14 protein-coding genes are annotated in these 14,130 nt (G+C 69.0%); 6 read left to right on the top strand and 8 right to left on the bottom strand.

Annotated elements, in window-relative coordinates:
* The 4 genes from speB to LXT21_RS39290 are packed head-to-tail and all read right to left on the bottom strand — an operon-like array spanning position 1 to position 6,833.
* The gene (gene speB / locus LXT21_RS39305) at positions 1 to 1,038 is read right to left on the bottom strand and encodes an agmatinase (RefSeq protein WP_254043379.1); all 1,038 of its coding nucleotides are present in this window, start codon (positions 1,036 to 1,038) and stop codon (positions 1 to 3) included.
* Positions 1,039 to 1,090: 52 nt separating this feature from the next.
* Positions 1,091 to 2,956 (bottom strand): DUF4215 domain-containing protein, encoded by a 1,866-nt coding sequence (locus LXT21_RS39300; protein ID WP_254043378.1) that lies wholly within the window; start codon positions 2,954 to 2,956, stop codon positions 1,091 to 1,093.
* An 11-nt stretch (positions 2,957 to 2,967) separates the two neighbouring features.
* On the bottom strand, positions 2,968 to 3,987 hold the full coding sequence (locus LXT21_RS39295) for a tetratricopeptide repeat protein (RefSeq protein ID WP_254043377.1): 1,020 nt from the start codon (positions 3,985 to 3,987) through the stop codon (positions 2,968 to 2,970).
* Positions 3,988 to 4,001: 14 nt separating this feature from the next.
* Entirely contained in the window at positions 4,002 to 6,833 is a 2,832-nt protein-coding gene (locus tag LXT21_RS39290) for a serine/threonine protein kinase (RefSeq protein ID WP_254043376.1), read from the bottom strand.
* Positions 6,834 to 7,197: 364 nt separating this feature from the next.
* On the opposite strand from LXT21_RS39290, the gene LXT21_RS39285 reads away from it, so the two are divergent.
* Positions 7,198 to 7,722 carry a hypothetical protein gene (locus tag LXT21_RS39285; RefSeq protein WP_254043375.1) on the top strand — a complete coding sequence of 175 codons (525 nt, stop codon included), beginning with the start codon at positions 7,198 to 7,200 and terminating at the stop codon, positions 7,720 to 7,722.
* On the opposite strand, the gene LXT21_RS39280 is transcribed toward LXT21_RS39285, so the two are convergent.
* Positions 7,719 to 8,708: an NAD(P)H-quinone oxidoreductase gene (locus tag LXT21_RS39280; protein ID WP_254043374.1), complete on the bottom strand. Its 990-nt coding sequence runs from the start codon at positions 8,706 to 8,708 to the stop codon at positions 7,719 to 7,721. The genes LXT21_RS39285 and LXT21_RS39280 overlap by 4 nt on opposite strands.
* Positions 8,709 to 8,790: 82 nt before the next feature.
* Between LXT21_RS39280 and LXT21_RS39275 the strand changes: the two genes are divergently transcribed.
* The 3 genes from LXT21_RS39275 to LXT21_RS39265 are packed head-to-tail and all read left to right on the top strand — an operon-like array spanning position 8,791 to position 10,810.
* Positions 8,791 to 9,000, top strand: coding sequence for a DNA gyrase inhibitor YacG (locus LXT21_RS39275; protein WP_254043373.1), 210 nt, complete (start codon positions 8,791 to 8,793; stop codon positions 8,998 to 9,000).
* Positions 8,997 to 9,728, top strand: coding sequence for a tyrosine-protein phosphatase (locus tag LXT21_RS39270; RefSeq protein ID WP_254043372.1), 732 nt, complete (start codon positions 8,997 to 8,999; stop codon positions 9,726 to 9,728). The genes LXT21_RS39275 and LXT21_RS39270 overlap by 4 nt, the downstream gene beginning before the upstream one ends.
* Before the next feature lie 17 nt (positions 9,729 to 9,745).
* Positions 9,746 to 10,810, top strand: coding sequence for a lysylphosphatidylglycerol synthase transmembrane domain-containing protein (locus LXT21_RS39265; RefSeq protein WP_254043371.1), 1,065 nt, complete (start codon positions 9,746 to 9,748; stop codon positions 10,808 to 10,810).
* Between the two features lie 7 nt (positions 10,811 to 10,817).
* On the opposite strand, the gene LXT21_RS39260 is transcribed toward LXT21_RS39265, so the two are convergent.
* The 3 genes from LXT21_RS39260 to LXT21_RS39255 are packed head-to-tail and all read right to left on the bottom strand — an operon-like array spanning position 10,818 to position 11,717.
* Positions 10,818 to 11,279, bottom strand: coding sequence for a hypothetical protein (locus tag LXT21_RS39260; protein ID WP_254043370.1), 462 nt, complete (start codon positions 11,277 to 11,279; stop codon positions 10,818 to 10,820).
* A gap of 58 nt (positions 11,280 to 11,337) precedes the next feature.
* A complete protein-coding gene (locus tag LXT21_RS45040; protein ID WP_256572368.1) occupies positions 11,338 to 11,463 on the bottom strand; it encodes a hypothetical protein in 126 nt (41 codons plus the stop codon).
* Positions 11,460 to 11,717, bottom strand: a complete 258-nt coding sequence (locus LXT21_RS39255; RefSeq protein WP_046714565.1) for a ribbon-helix-helix domain-containing protein — start codon at positions 11,715 to 11,717, stop codon at positions 11,460 to 11,462. Before LXT21_RS39255 ends, LXT21_RS45040 begins: the two co-directional genes overlap by 4 nt.
* Before the next feature lie 178 nt (positions 11,718 to 11,895).
* Here LXT21_RS39255 and LXT21_RS39250 point away from each other — a divergent pair, with 178 nt between their 5' ends.
* Together LXT21_RS39250 and LXT21_RS39245 are read left to right on the top strand one after the other, a co-directional pair.
* A complete protein-coding gene (locus LXT21_RS39250; RefSeq protein ID WP_254043369.1) occupies positions 11,896 to 12,453 on the top strand; it encodes a hypothetical protein in 558 nt (185 codons plus the stop codon).
* A 231-nt stretch (positions 12,454 to 12,684) separates the two neighbouring features.
* On the top strand, positions 12,685 to 14,007 hold the full coding sequence (locus LXT21_RS39245; protein ID WP_254043368.1) for a hypothetical protein: 1,323 nt from the start codon (positions 12,685 to 12,687) through the stop codon (positions 14,005 to 14,007).
* The last annotated feature ends 123 nt before the right edge of the window (positions 14,008 to 14,130 follow it).

The raw sequence follows: 14,130 nt of genomic DNA, 5'->3' as shown, positions 1-14,130 counted from the left end.
TCAGGCCTTCTGGGACTTCAGCATCCAGCCAATCATCTTGTAGAGCAGGCGGGCGCCGACGTTGCCGTCCCACTCGCTGCCCTCGGGGTCGGGGGCCACTTCGGTCAGGTCGAAGCCGACGATGGTGCGTCCGGAGCGGACGACGCCGGAGATGAGGGCCACGGCCTCGGGGAAGGACAGGCCGCCGGGGACGGGGGTGCCGGTGTGGGGGCACAGGACGGGGTCCAGGCCGTCGATGTCGAAGGACAGGTAGACCTGCTGGGGGAGCAGGGCGACCATCTCATCGACCTGGCGGTTCCAGGGCACGCCGTCGAAGCGCTTGTTCTGGAGGGCGGCGTCGAAGAAGCCGTGGACGCGGCCGTTGGAGTCCTCGATGTAGCGGTGCTCCTCCTGGCTCATGTCGCGCAGGCCGACCTGGACGAGCGTCTTCACGCCGGGGATGCGCTCGGCGACGTTGTACATGATGGAGGCGTGGGACCAGGTGAAGCCCTCGTACGCGACGCGCAGGTCGGCGTGGGCGTCCAGGTGGAGCACGCCGAGGCCGGGGTACTTCTCGGCGTGGGCGCGGATGATGCCGAAGGAGATGGAGTGGTCTCCGCCGACGGCGGCCACGCGCTTGCCCTGGTCGAGCCAGTGCTTGGTGGTGCGATAGACCAGTTCGTTCATCTGGTCGCAGAGGGCGTTGACGTCCTTGGCGGCGGCGAGGAGCTCGGCTTCACCGGAGTGGATGCCGCCGGCCTCGATGACGACCTGGGCGCGCTCCTTGGCTTGGGTGTTCCAGTCGCGCAGCTCCTGGGACTCGGGGAGCATGGCGATGCCGCGCTCGTAGGGGCGGCCCGTCTCCACGTCGAACAGGTCCACCTGGCGGCTGGCGTCGAGGACGGCGGCGGGGCCCTCGGAGGTGCCGCCGCCGTAGCTGGTGGTGGCCTCGAAGGGCACGGGGATGAGGACGACGTGCGCCTCGTCGGGAGAGTGGGGGAGTCCGAAGACGCCGGAGCCCGGCTGCGCCGCTGCGCTGGGGTCGAAGTGGGTGGCCATGGCGGCGGAGGATACGGACCCCGGGACGGGGTGCAACTGTCCGTTATGGACCTCAGGGAGGTCGGCCACACTGCCCGACGAGCTCGTCGTCGCCCTTCAAGCACTTGTGTGTGGTGTTTCCAGAGAGGCAGTCCTCATCTTTGGTGCACCCCATGCCCACAGGGCAGTCGAATGCGACGCCGCCCCTCAGGGCGCTGACCTTGAAGTCCGCGTGCTTGACCGATGAAAGAATGGGCTGGTTGCCAGCGCTCCCTTCGTTCTGGGCCGTGAGCTCCAGGATGCTGGTCTCCGGCACATGTTTCACTGCGAGGTGGAGGCGTGCAGGCTCGCTCGCGGAGATCATGGACTGGATGGAAGTCAGGAGGATGCTCGCGATCTCCTGTGGCTTGTCGGCGTTGCCAGCGACATTCACACGGATGTGCGACGCAGACACATCGTCGTTGGCCGTATCAAACTCGAAGAAGTGAAGCACACGCCCGTCGGTCAGGGCGATGACTTCTCCGTCAATCACCTTGCCCCCCGCTGCGATGACTCCCTTGGCGAAGGTAGGAGGCTGCTCCTTCGTGCACGAGCTGTTGCAAGTGCCACAGGTGTCCGCGTTCCCGTCGTCGCAGGCTTCGAGTGGGGGGGTGGCCGTATTGACGTAGCCGTCGCCACATCGCGCAATGATGCAGTTGGAGAGGCACCCGTCCGTGTTGGAGGGATTGCCATCGTCGCATTGCTCGGCGAGGTCCCGGATGCCATTCCCACACATCTCCGTGGAGCGACAGTTCGCGCTGCATGAGTCCCCATCCCGATTGTTGCCGTCGTCGCAGACCTCGCCGATGGTTTGGTCGATGATGTTGTTGCCACAGCTCTCCGTGGAAGAGCAGTCCCTGCTGCAACCATCGCCATCTTGGTTGTTGCCGTCGTCACAAACCTCACCCAGGGCCTTGTTGACGACACCATCTCCACAGAACTCCCCTGAGCGGCAGTCGGAACTGCAGCCATCTCCGTCGACGACGTTTCCATCGTCGCAGACCTCACCGACCTCGGTGTCGAGGAGGCTGTTGCCGCAGCTCTCGGTGGAGGTGCAGTTCGCACTGCAGCCGTCGCGACTCATGACATTGCCGTCGTCGCACACTTCACCCAGGTCCATGTCGATGATGTGGTTGCCACAACGCTCAGTCGAGCGACAGTCCGCGCTACACCCATCGCCTCCCGTCCGGTTGTGGTCGTCGCAGACCTCTCCCTGCTCCGGGTTCACGACGCCATCACCACACTTCTCGCGAGAGAGGCAGTTTTCACTGCAGCCGTCGCCCCCCACCGTATTCCCGTCGTCGCAGACCTCGGTGGGGTCAACGATGCCGTTCCCGCATGTCTCATCGGACTTGCAGGTCGCGCTGCAGCCGTCCCCGGATAGCGTATTGCCATCGTCGCATTTCTCCCCAAGGGGCGTCTGGGTGATGCCGTCTCCACAAAACTCCGCTGAACAGTCCGCCCTGCAGCCATCCCCGCTGATTCGGTTCCCGTCATCACATGCTTCCTTGGGGGTATCGACGATGCCGTTTCCACACGTCTCGTCGGACTTGCAGTCCGCGCTGCATCCGTCCCCGGACTGTGTGTTCCCATCGTCACATTTCTCGCCGAGGCCGTATTGGGTGACGCGGTCGCCGCAAAGCTCTTTCGTGCAGTCGCTCTTGCACCCGTCCCCATTGACGTCGTTCCCGTCGTCGCATTCCTCTGGGGCATCATTGATTCCGTTGCCGCAGGTCCGGAGGATGCAGGCGTCACCTCGGAGTGAGCACTTCCGGTCGGCTGGGCAGATGAGCCCGTGGTCGCAGGTCGTGCTCTCCGCGCCAATGCAGGCCATCCCCATGGAAGCAAGGAACAGGCTGAGAATGACATTGGAATAGGGCTTGAGCCGAATGGCGTGCATGAGCGAGCTCCTTAGAACTGGACGGTGCCGATGATGCTCTGCGAATCCGTGCCAAATGCAGGCGCGATGACGATGGACGGCCCCATCTCCGCGGGATTGAGTCGGTATGCACGTTGCCGATTGAGATAGAGCAGGACCGCCCCCGTCACCGTCGCGGCGCCTCCCAGCGAGTAGGCTCCAATCGAGCCCGTTCGGAGCCATGTTCCCTGGCGGTGCAGTGAGCCGAGTCGTCCCGAGAGACGGCCTCCTTCTGGGGGGACTTCCGCATCGAACTTCCCGAAGGAATCATTCGCCTTCCAGTGCATCCACCCACCCCCGCCCGCCGCCACCAATCCCGCGCCGAGCACGGTCCACGGCACCCACGCGGACCACCGGCGCCGGTACCGGATGACCTCATCCTCCGTATACAAATCCAGCTCGAGCTTCGTCCGCTCCCCGGGCATCAGGGCCTGGCGCTTCTCCGTCGGCAGATACCCGTCCTTGAAGGCAATCACGCTGTGCATCCCGGGCCGGATGAGTCCCTGATACCTCCCAGGCCCCGTGAACAGCGGCTGGCCATTCAACGTGACGAGGGCCCCCCGCTCGTCACACCGCACGTCCACCCAGGCCAGCTGCTTCTCGAGCAGCACCTTGTACGAGCGCGCATGCTCATACCGGCTCGAATCGAGCGGGTCCGCCCCATGGCTCAGCGCCGACTCCAGGTGCTTGTGCACCTCGATGGGCTGGTCCAGGTTCATCAACGCCAGCGCCAGGTTGTAATGAATCGCCGGATGGTTCCAGTGTCGCAACGCCCGCCGATAGCTCCGGCTGGCCTCGACGAAGACCGACTCCCGCAGCCGCTCGTTCCCCTCCAGGAAGAGCGCCTGCGCCGCCTGCTGCTCGTCCCGAGGCACCCCCTGCGCCCAGGGGCGATTCCCGCCGACCTCCAGCGGCGCCTCCAGCCGCTGCGCCTGCGCCAACATCCCCCACAGCACCACCACCACCACGGCCAGCCCGCGTCCACGCGGGCCCCCGCTTCGAATCACCGACATGGGCGTGCCTCACTTCACTTCAGCGTTTCGATGAAAGGGCTTCCGAGCGTCGACTGAATCCGCAGCGTCCGCTCCTGCTCGCGCTGCAACAGACGCTCCGCCTCGGCGCGCGCCTGCCGCGCAATCAACGCGCTCTGCTCGGCCTTCCGCATCGCCGTGTTCGCATGGAAGCGCGCCCACTTCGCCCGCTTCAGCGCGGTGAGCAGCTCGGAGTTGCGCAGCACCAGCGTCTCGTTGGTCGCCTCGACCTGCGCGCTGGCCTCCTCGGCGCGGGACTGCGCCGCCTGCCGGTCCTCCTCCTTGGCGCGCACCTCGGCGAGCCGCGCCTGCGCGTCCGCCTCCGAGCGCTTCGCCAAGAACTCCGCGTTGCGCGCCGTCGCCTCCGCGCGCAGCGCGATGAGGGCCTGGTGCTCGGCCTCCTGCTGCGCCTCCCGGATGAACACCAGCGTCACCGCCGCCGCCGCGAACAGCATGGACACCAGCGCCACCGCCCCCACGATGAACGCCCGCTTCACCCGCGCCATCCGCGTCGCCTGCGCCCCCACCGCGTCCAGGAACGCCCGCTGCGACTCCGGCAGCTCCCCCCGGTAGCGACGCTGGAAACGCCGCGCCTCATCCGCCATCTCCCCCCGCCACAGCAACCCGCTGTCCCGAGACTTCGCCTGCCACTGCCGAGCCGCCGCGCGCAACTGCTCCAGGAACGCCGCATCCTCCTGCCCCTCGTCCAACCATCGCTTCAGCGTGGGCCAGCTCCCGATGAGCGACTCGTGCACCAGCTCCACCGACGAGCCCGAGCTCCCTCCCGTCTGGATGACCAGCAGCCGCGCCTGCACCCACCCATCGATGAGCCGCTGGAGCGCGTCGGTGTCCCGCGTCAGCTCCCGCAGCTCCTCCATCGACACGATCGCGCGCGTGCGCTCCGCGGTGACCAGCCGCAAGCACACCGCGCGGGCCAGCGCCCGCTCCTGTGACGACAACCCCGCCAGCACGCTGTCCGCATGCGTCGCCAGCGCCCCCGAGATGCCCCGCATCCGCTGGTACGCGCTCTCCGTCAGCAGCCTCCGGCCCGGGTCCCTCGCCTCCCACAGTCGCGTGGCCGCGAACTGGAGCAGCGGCAGCGCGCCCGGCGTCGTCTCCAGGTGCTGGAGCATCTGCTCGACCATCGCCGGGGACTCGAACCGATAGCCGGCCATCTCCGCGGGCTGCACGAGCGCATCCCGCAGTCCGTCCTGCTGCGGCGCCGTGAGGAAGAAGAGCCCCGGCGACAGCTCCGCCATGAAGCGCTCGTCCTCCGACACCCGGTCCAGGAAGTCCGAGCGCAGCGAGAGCACCACGCGGATGGGCGACGTGGCGTCGTCCGCGATGCCCGACAGGCAGGCGGTGAAGGCGCGGCGCTCGGCCGCGTCCGGCACCAGCGTGTAGAGCTCCTCGAACTGGTCGATGAAGAGCACGATGCGCCGACGCTCCCGCCGCGCGCGGGCCCGCAGCACGGCGCCCACGTAGCCCGGCTCCCGGCGCAGGTGGGCGGAGATCTGCTGCTGCTTGCGCAGGTCCTCCTCCAGCGTGGGGGACGACGTGACGAGCGGCGCCACCATGCTGGCCAGCGCGGCCAGCGGGTCTCTGCCCGGGCGGATGATGAGCGACTCCCAGGGGATGCCCGAGCGCTTGAGCACCGGCACCAGGCCCGCGCGCACGAAGGACGACTTGCCCGCGCCCGAGGGCCCGACGACGGCGAGCAGCGGCCGGTCCTGCAGCCGGTTGACCAGCGCCGCCGTCTCCCGCGTCCGCCCGAAGAACCGCGCCGAGTCCTCCTCCTGGAACGAGCCGAGCCCCGCGTAGGGACTCTCGTCCACGCCGACGTCGGGGATGAACCGGCCGGGCAGGAACGGCTCCAACGCGCGCAGCACCGCGAGCGCATCCGGGAAGCGCTGCTCCTTGTGCTTGAGCAGGCAGCGGTCCACCACCGACGCCAGCTCCCCCGGGATGTCCGGCAGCACCGCGCGCAGCTGGGGCATCGGCTCGTCCATCATCGCCGTCACCATCAGCTGGGGGCCCCGCAGCGGCTCCAGCGGATGTCTGCCCGCGAGCATCCGGAACAACATGATGCCCACCGCCCAGATGTCCGTGCGGTGGTCCACGCCCACGCCGTTGCCCCACTGCTCCGGGGACATGTACGCCAGCGTCCCCAGGAGCGCCCCCTGGCGCGTCAGGTGGGACGACTCGTCCAGGCGGCCCGGCGGGGGGAGCAGCCGCAGGCCCTCGAGCAGGACGCGCGGGTCCGTCTCCGCGCCGCGCTCGTCCCCCTGCAGCACCTTCGCGATGCCGAAGTCGAGCACCTTGATGGTGCCCGCGTCCGTCACGATGATGTTCTCCGGCTTCAAGTCGCGGTGGACGATCTTGTGCGCGTGCGCGCACGACAGCGCCCGCAGCACCGGGGACATCAGCTCCACGGCGCGCGAGGGCGGCAGGCGCGGGCTGCTCTTGAGCAGCTTGTCCATCGGCTGCCCCTGCAGGTACTCCAGCACCATGTACGGGCTGCCGTGGGCCTCGCCCACCTCGTAGATGATGACGATGTTCTCGTGGCCGCACCGCGCGGTGGTGCGGGCCTCCAGGATGAAGCGCTGGGTGAACTGCGCGTCCTTCGTGTGCAGCAGCTTGATGGCCACCCGGCGGCCCAGGCGCGTGTCCCGCGCCAGGAAGACGGTGCCCATGCCTCCACTGCCGAGCTGACGGATGAGCTCGTAGTGCTGGATGCGGGCTCCGGGGCCGAAGGCTCCGAGACTCCCCGGGAGCGGAGCGCTGGGGTGCGGCGCACTGCGGACGGACAGCGAGGGTTCTGGCTTCATGGTCTGCACTCGACGAGGCGAGGGGGCACCTCTGGGAAGCACGGGCGGCCCGCGCCACCGCGAAAGGGTGCGGGCCGTTCATCGGGAAGCGGACATGAGGACTGGCGCAAAGGGGTGCGGCCGCTGCGACCGCCCCTGTTCGCGGGGGTGACTGACGCCAGCCTGGGCGAGAGCGTGGGGGGACTCGGGAGTCGGACTTTCCGGAGAAAACTCTCGTTCCCAATCTTGAGCAGACCCGTCTGCTTGCCTATGTGAACGCGAGGGCAGGGGTGTGTCGTTTGATGGGCGGTGGGCCGCGCCAGGGGTCCAAGGGCGCTGTCGGTTCGCGGACGCTCGGGGTCCATCCGCCTGCTATCGTCACGGCATGGCGAAATGGCTGGTGCCCCTGCTGGCGCTCCTCGGGGCGGCGTTCATGACGATGTCGGGCTATCTGTCGTTCACGGCGGCGTTGGCGGTGCCGTTCGTGATGCTGGCGGGGGCCGTGCTGCTGGGCCTCACGCTGGTGCTGGCGGTGCTCCCGGTGCGCAGGAAGGTGAACTTCCTGTCCCTGGCCTGGATGCTCGCGGGCCTCGCGCTGTCCTACGTGGGGCTGACGCGCGGCACCTCCTGGCGCTTCGACCAGATGGAGGCCCGGTTCGCCCCGCTCATCACCGCGCTGGAGTCCTATCACTCCAGCAAGGGGGCCTATCCCGAGTCCGTCAAGGAGCTGGTGCCCGAGTGGATTGCCCAGGTGCCCACGTGCGAGGGGCCCGAGCCCGTGGGCTCCGTCGCCGCGGACACCGCCTACCACCGTCGCGAGGACGGCTCGTTTGGCATCACCTGCTACACCATCGTCTTCTGGAAATACACGTACGACTCACGCAAGCAGCATTGGTATGGCTGGGATTAACCCCAGCGCACCACCAGCTTGCCCACCGAGTCGTTGCGCGCCATGCGCTCCAGGCCCTGGGCGAGCTCGGCCCGGGGCAGCACCGCGTCCACCACGGCGCGCAGCGCGCCCGAGCGGAACAGCGGCAGCAGGTGCCGCTCCGCGCTCTGGACCAGGGCCATCTTCTCCTCGAGTGGCCGGCTGCGCAGCACGGTGCCGGTGATGCTCAAGCGCCGGGTGAGCCACAGGCCCAGGTTGACCTCCGCGCTCGCGCCCGCCACCAGCCCCACGAGCAGCATCCGGCCCTTGGTCGCCAGGGCCTGCATGGACTCGGGCACGTAGTCCCCGCCCACCAGATCCAGACACAGGTCCGCGCCGCGGCCCTGCGTGAGCGCGCGGACCTCGTCCGCGAAGCGCGGCGGCGAGGACTCGCACACGAGCGTGTGCTTCACGCCCCACTCGGAGGCGCGGGACAGCTTCGCCGCGTTGCGCCCGGTGCCCACCACGCGCGCGCCGGTGGCCTGACACAAGAGCGCCGCCGCCGAGCCCACGCCGCTGGCCACCGCGTGCACCAGCACCGTCTCGCCCGGCCTCAGTCCTCCCTGGAGCACCAGCGCGTCGTACGCGGTGAGGTACGCCTCCGGCAGCGCCGCGGCGTCCGTGAAGTCCATGCCCTCCGGCATCGGCAGGGCCTCGCGCTCGTGGGTGAGGAGCAGGTCCGACCACGCGCCGCCGCCCACCAGCCCCATCACCCGGTCACCCACCTTGAAGCGGCGCGTGCGCGGGCCCACCGCTTCCACCTCGCCCGCGTACTCGAGGCCTGGGACGTCCGGCGCCACGTCCGGCGGGGCGGGGTAGAGCCCGCGAATCTGGAGCAGGTCCGCGCGATTGAGGGCCGTGGCGCGCACGCGCACGCGAAGCTCGCCGGGGCCGGGCACGGGCTCGGGGCGCTCCTCCTCGGCGAGGACCTCGGGGCCTCCGGGCGTGGTGATGCGGATGACCTTCATGGCGAGCCTCCTCCGGGCGGGCGGGCACGAAACGTCCTGGCCCACGAGAGCGTCAAGGCTTATCTAAGAAGACAGGTCCCTCATGAGCACCCTCTCCTGTCCCATCTGCAAGAAGCCCGTTCCCCCCCGCCCTGAGAACACCTCGTTCCCGTTCTGCACGCGCCGCTGCCGCGCGGTGGACCTGGGCAAGTGGCTGGGGGAGGAGTACCGCATGCCCGACCGCCCGTCCGAGGAGACGGAGGACGAGCTGCCGCCCGGAAGCCATCCCGACCGCCAGCGCGAGGATGCGTGAAGGGCTACGTCGACCTGCACTGCCACCTGCTGCCCGGCGTGGATGACGGCGCGCGCACGCTGGAGGACGCGCTGGAGATGGCGAGGGCGCTGGTCGACCTGGGCTTCTCCACCGTCGCGCCCAGCCCCCACGCCCGGCCCGAGTATGCGCCCGTGGACGTGGTGGAGGCCCGCCTCGCCGAGCTGAAGGCCGCCCTGGAGCGCGAGCGCATCCCCCTGACGCTCGGCCGCAACGCGGAGAACGTGCTGGACGACGCCTTCCTGCGCGCCCTGGGAACGCCCACTGCGCGCATGCTGGGCGCAGGGAAGGTGACGCTGGTGGAGCTGCCCTACACCGCGCCCGTGCCCGCGCTGCCGGACATCCTGTTCCGCATCCGCACCAAGGGCGTGGTGCCGCTCATCGCCCATCCGGAGCGCTGCGTGGAGTTCGAGCGCAAGGGGCGCGCCGCCGAGGCCGTCCGCACCGGCGCCCGGCTCCAGCTCGACGTGGGGGCGCTCATCGGCCGCTATGGCCCCACCGCGAAGAAGCTGGCCCGCGCCTTCCTGGACGAGGGGCTCTACGCCGTCGCCGCCACGGACCTCCACGGGCCGGTGGGGGCCCGGGACTGGGTGGGGCGCTCGCTGGCGGAGCTCGTCAGCCGGGTGGGGGAACAGACGGCCAGCCAGCTCCTGCGGGACCACCCATTCCGCCTGCTGGCCGGAGAGTCGCTGGAGTCCGACCAGGACTGACGGTATACCCGGCCGCCGTGAAACGCGCCGTCAAGCTCGCAGCCAGCCTGCTCGTCACCCTCGTCTTCCTCTGGTGGGCCTTCCGGGACACGGACTGGGGGACGCAGCTCACCAGCCTCAAGTCGGCCAACTACATCTGGTTGCTGCCGTACTTCGGTTGCCTGCTGGGCATCCACGTCTTCCGCACGCTGCGCTGGGGCAGCCTCTTGTCGGGCCTGGAGCGGGTGCCCTTCCGCAAGCTCAACGAGGCCTCCGCCATCGGCTTCATGATGCTGCTGGTGCTGCCCTTCCGCCTGGGCGAGTTCGCCCGGCCCTTCCTCATCGCCCAGCGCAGCTCCATCCGCCGCAGCGCGGCCATGACGTCCGTGGTGCTCGAGCGCATCGTCGACGGCCTCTTCGTCGCCGCGTCCATGCGGGTGCTGCTCTTCTTCGTGCCCACCGAGACGCCCGAGGTGCGCTACGTCAAGCTGGGCTCGTGGCTGATGTTCGCGGTGTTCGGCGGCGGGCTGCTCTTCCTGCTGTTCGGCCTGTGGCAGCAGGAGCGCACCGTGCGCCTGGTGCGCGCGACGGTGGGCCGCTTCGCGCCGGCGCTCTCCGACAAGGTGGCGGACATCGTCGACACCTTCGTGGGCGCCATGCGGCAGCTGCCGGACGCCAAGCAGGTGGCGCTCTTCTTCCTCTTCACCGTGGGCTACTGGGGCCTCAACGGCTTCGGGATGATGCTGCTCGCCAACGCCTTCGACTGTTCGGGCGTGGCGGCGGGCACCGTGTGTCAGCCGATGGAGCTGTCGCTCTTCCAGGCGTACGTGGTGCTGTGCGTGCTGGTCGTGGGCGTGATGATTCCGGCGGCGCCGGGCATGGTCGGCACCTTCCAGGCGGCGTGCAAGGTGGGCCTGAGCCTCTTCCTGCCCGCCACCGTGGTGAACGCCGGTGGGCTGGCGTACGCCAACGTGCTGTGGATGGCGCAGACGGCGCAGACGGTGGGCCTGGGCCTCCTCCTCATGTCGCTGGGCCACATGTCCTTCAAGGACATCGCGGGCAAGCTGGAGAAGGAAGGCGAGGCGGCGGCCCCCACCGCGTGACGCCCGCTCAGTAGGGGTGGTCTTCGGGCTTCGCGTCGGCGCTCGGCGCGGTGTCGCCACTCTCCGCCGGAGGCGTCGTCTTCCTGGGCGCCTTCGTCGTGCCGAGAGAGCCCTTGAAGGTGCCGAAGGGCGTGTCGATGCGCTGCTCGCCGCGCGTCTCCGTGGCGTAGCCCTCCGGGGCGCACACGGCCTTCGCGGTGTCGCGGATGGAGACGATGGGCGTGTCGACGGCGGTGCGCTCGCGCGTGGTCGACTTGGCGACGAGCTTGTCCTCGCGCATCAACACACACTGGTCCTCGCCGTAGTACCAGGCGGAGGACCTGTCGGGGAACTCGTGGGCGCGGGTGGGGCCCTGGCCCATGGCCTCGACGACTTCCCGGGACGTCATGCCGGGGTAGAGCTTCTGGAAGCCGCCGGGGCCGGCACAGCCGGAGGCGGCGAGGGCGGCGACGAGCAGGACGGTGCGCATGCCGGAAAGCCTAGCCCGCGCGTGTCTGTCACCTCCAGGTGCCGCGTGGGAGGAGCGCCTACAGCGCCTGGTCCAGCCAGCGGATGATGGCGTCGCGGATGGAGGAGGGGCGCTCGCGGCGTCGCCGCGGGAGCCAGAGCTCGCCCAGGCGCGGGGAGGCGCCTGTCGGGGCGAGCAGGCTCACGACTGGCCCTCGGGCTTGGCGGCGCCACGGCCGTACTTGCCGAGCAGGTCCTCCACCGCCTCGCGCAGGTACTCGCTCTGGTGGATACGGGTCCGCCGCGCCAGCTCGCGCAGCTTCTGGACCTGCTCCTCGGGCACCAGGACGTGGGTGGAGACGATGTCGGCCTCGGGGCCCCGCGCGTCGACGGGCGTCTCCGTGGCGCCCGGTGACGGGGCAAGCTCGGGGCTCAGGGGGCTGGCGCTTCCATCCTGCATGGGGGTTCCTCCCGGGGGGACTGCTACAGGCCGCTACTGACGTGTCCGGCATTAGGAGGGTGGTCCGGGGACTCGTCAACAAAACGGCCCCGGCCCCGAGGGGTGGAAGTGACACCTTTGTTAGCTGGTTTCTCAATCTGGTGTGCTAATCCGCGCCTTCCTCACCTGGAGCACACTGATGAACTTCCGTCGTCTGATGGTTGCGGTGGTCGCTGTGTTTTCTTTCGCTGCCTTCGCGGAGGGGGGGCGGGAAGTCGCGACGTCGGCCAAGGCCTGTACGCCGGTGCCGTTCTCGCTGACGTCCATCAATGCCTCATCACTGGAGCCGGCCCGCGCGACGTGGAACCTGGGTTCCAACAATGGTGCGTGGCACTACCTGCATCCGGTGACGGCGTACATCGCGCCCCAGTGTCCCACCACGCCCACCACCATCCAGGCGGTGATGCAGGAGCTGGCGTGGGAGAACCAGGGCTTCCCCTCCGCCGAGGACGGGACGTTCACCAACCGGGCCGGTCTGTCGCAGAGCATCCTGCTGACGTCGAACTACTACGGCAACGGGCTGGCGCTGCTGGCGGCCATCGACTCGTTCGCGGGTGGCGGTGACGTGCAGGCGTGGCTGTCGACGCAGGAGGTGCCGTGCCACAACTGCCATGAGTTCAACCAGTTCGCGGTGCTGTACTACCCGGCCAGCCGCAAGGTCGTCGTGCTGCAGGGCTACACCGGCTACGACTCCTGACGTCTCGTCGTCCCCGGGCGCCGGTCCCTTGTCCTGGGGTCGGCGCCTTCTTCATTTCATGTATCAGCCCAGGTCTGTTCGGGGCCCGCACCGCTGTGACGGGATTGACACGTCATGCGGCCGGGTGCTCACGTTATTGTGATTTTCCCCGAGTAACTCACCTGGAGCGGAATGATGCGTCTTCGCAATGTCTTGATGGCATGTCTGGCGTTGTCTGGAACGACGGGCTGTATGGATTCGGATGGGCAGCCGGCGCTCGAGCAGGAGCTGGCGGTCTCCGAGGCGGAGGCGACGGCGACGCGCATCTCCGCGTCCGAGGCGTCCTTGGAGCTGAGCTTCGAGACGATGGGCACGTTCGAGACGCGCAACGGGGTGCGCTCGCTGGTGCTGAAGGCGACGGCGAACCGGTATCTGCAGTACGTGTTCAGCTTCGTGCCGGATGACGCGTTCGGCACGGCGAACATCATCAGCGAGCGCCGCTTCGAGGTGGTGTTGCCGGTGGGGCACGAGCTGAACTCCATCCTCTCCGGGCTGCCCTTGTTCATCACGGTGAACACCTTCACGGGCACGCCCACGCAGTACACGGCGCGCATCGAGGTGTACCCGCGCTTCTTCGACTTCCGGGGCACGTCGCCGGTGTGGATCGACGAGAAGGTGGACCCCGTCTACGTGAAGGACCCCATCAGCAGCCTGGTGTACCGGGGCCGCGCGGACGTGCTGGCGGACGGGCTGCTCGTGACGGGGCCGGATGGGATTCCGCAGGTGTCGCGCGTGGACGCGGACAGCTTCAAGCTGGACTGGTCCTACGCCGCGGTGGAGCAGGCGATGGACCCGACGACGATTCCGCTCGCCTTCAACGTCATTCAGGGGGGGCAGGCGGTGTCGCAGAAGACGGCGCGGCTGGTGCCGAGGGTGACGAGCCTGGCCCTGACGACGGGAGACGCGTACGAGGTCTGGCCGACGCCCGCGTGCGAGCTGTCCGTGTACGACTGCATCCACTCGCAGCCGGCGGGGACGCTGGACTTCGGGCTGTGTGGCACGTACCGCCAGGTGTCGCGGTGCCAGTACGTGACGAACATCTGCAACGAGACGCCGAGCACGCCGTTCGCGCTGACGGAGATCGACGCCTCGGCGCTGGAGGCGGCGCGGGATGCGTGGAACGACGGCTCGAACAACGGCGCGTGGCACGGGCTGAACTCCATCTCCGCGTACACCACGCCCCGCTGCTCGCAGCCGGCCGCCAGCCTGCGCACCGCGTTCGACGCGCTGCAGTGGCCGGGGTACCGGGACATCCCGACGTTCGAGGAGGGCACGGTGACGAACCGCGCGGGCCTGGCGAACAGCATCCTGCTGAGCTCGAACTACTACGGTGACGGCGCGGCGCTCCTGGCCGCCATCGATGCGTTCACCGGCGGCGGTGAGGTGCAGGCGTGGCTGGGAACGCAGGAGGTGTCCTGCCACAACTGCCACGAGTTCAACCAGTTCGCGGTGCTGTACTACCCGGCCAGCCGCAAGGTCGTCGTGCTGCGTGGGTACACGGGTTACGACTCGTGAGTTGATGCCGTGACGCCGGGCCGGGGGCCCTGGCCGCGCATGCTGGCGCGGTGGGGCTCCTGGCCGTGGGGCAGGCATCCGGACTGCAAGGCGGGCTCGTCTCGCATTTGTCGAGTCGATGAG

The organism is Myxococcus guangdongensis (genome assembly GCF_024198255.1).
Classification (GTDB): domain Bacteria; phylum Myxococcota; class Myxococcia; order Myxococcales; family Myxococcaceae; genus Myxococcus; species Myxococcus guangdongensis.
The sequence above is the reverse complement of the archived record's forward strand: the minus strand, read 5'-3'. Positions and strand labels throughout refer to the sequence as shown.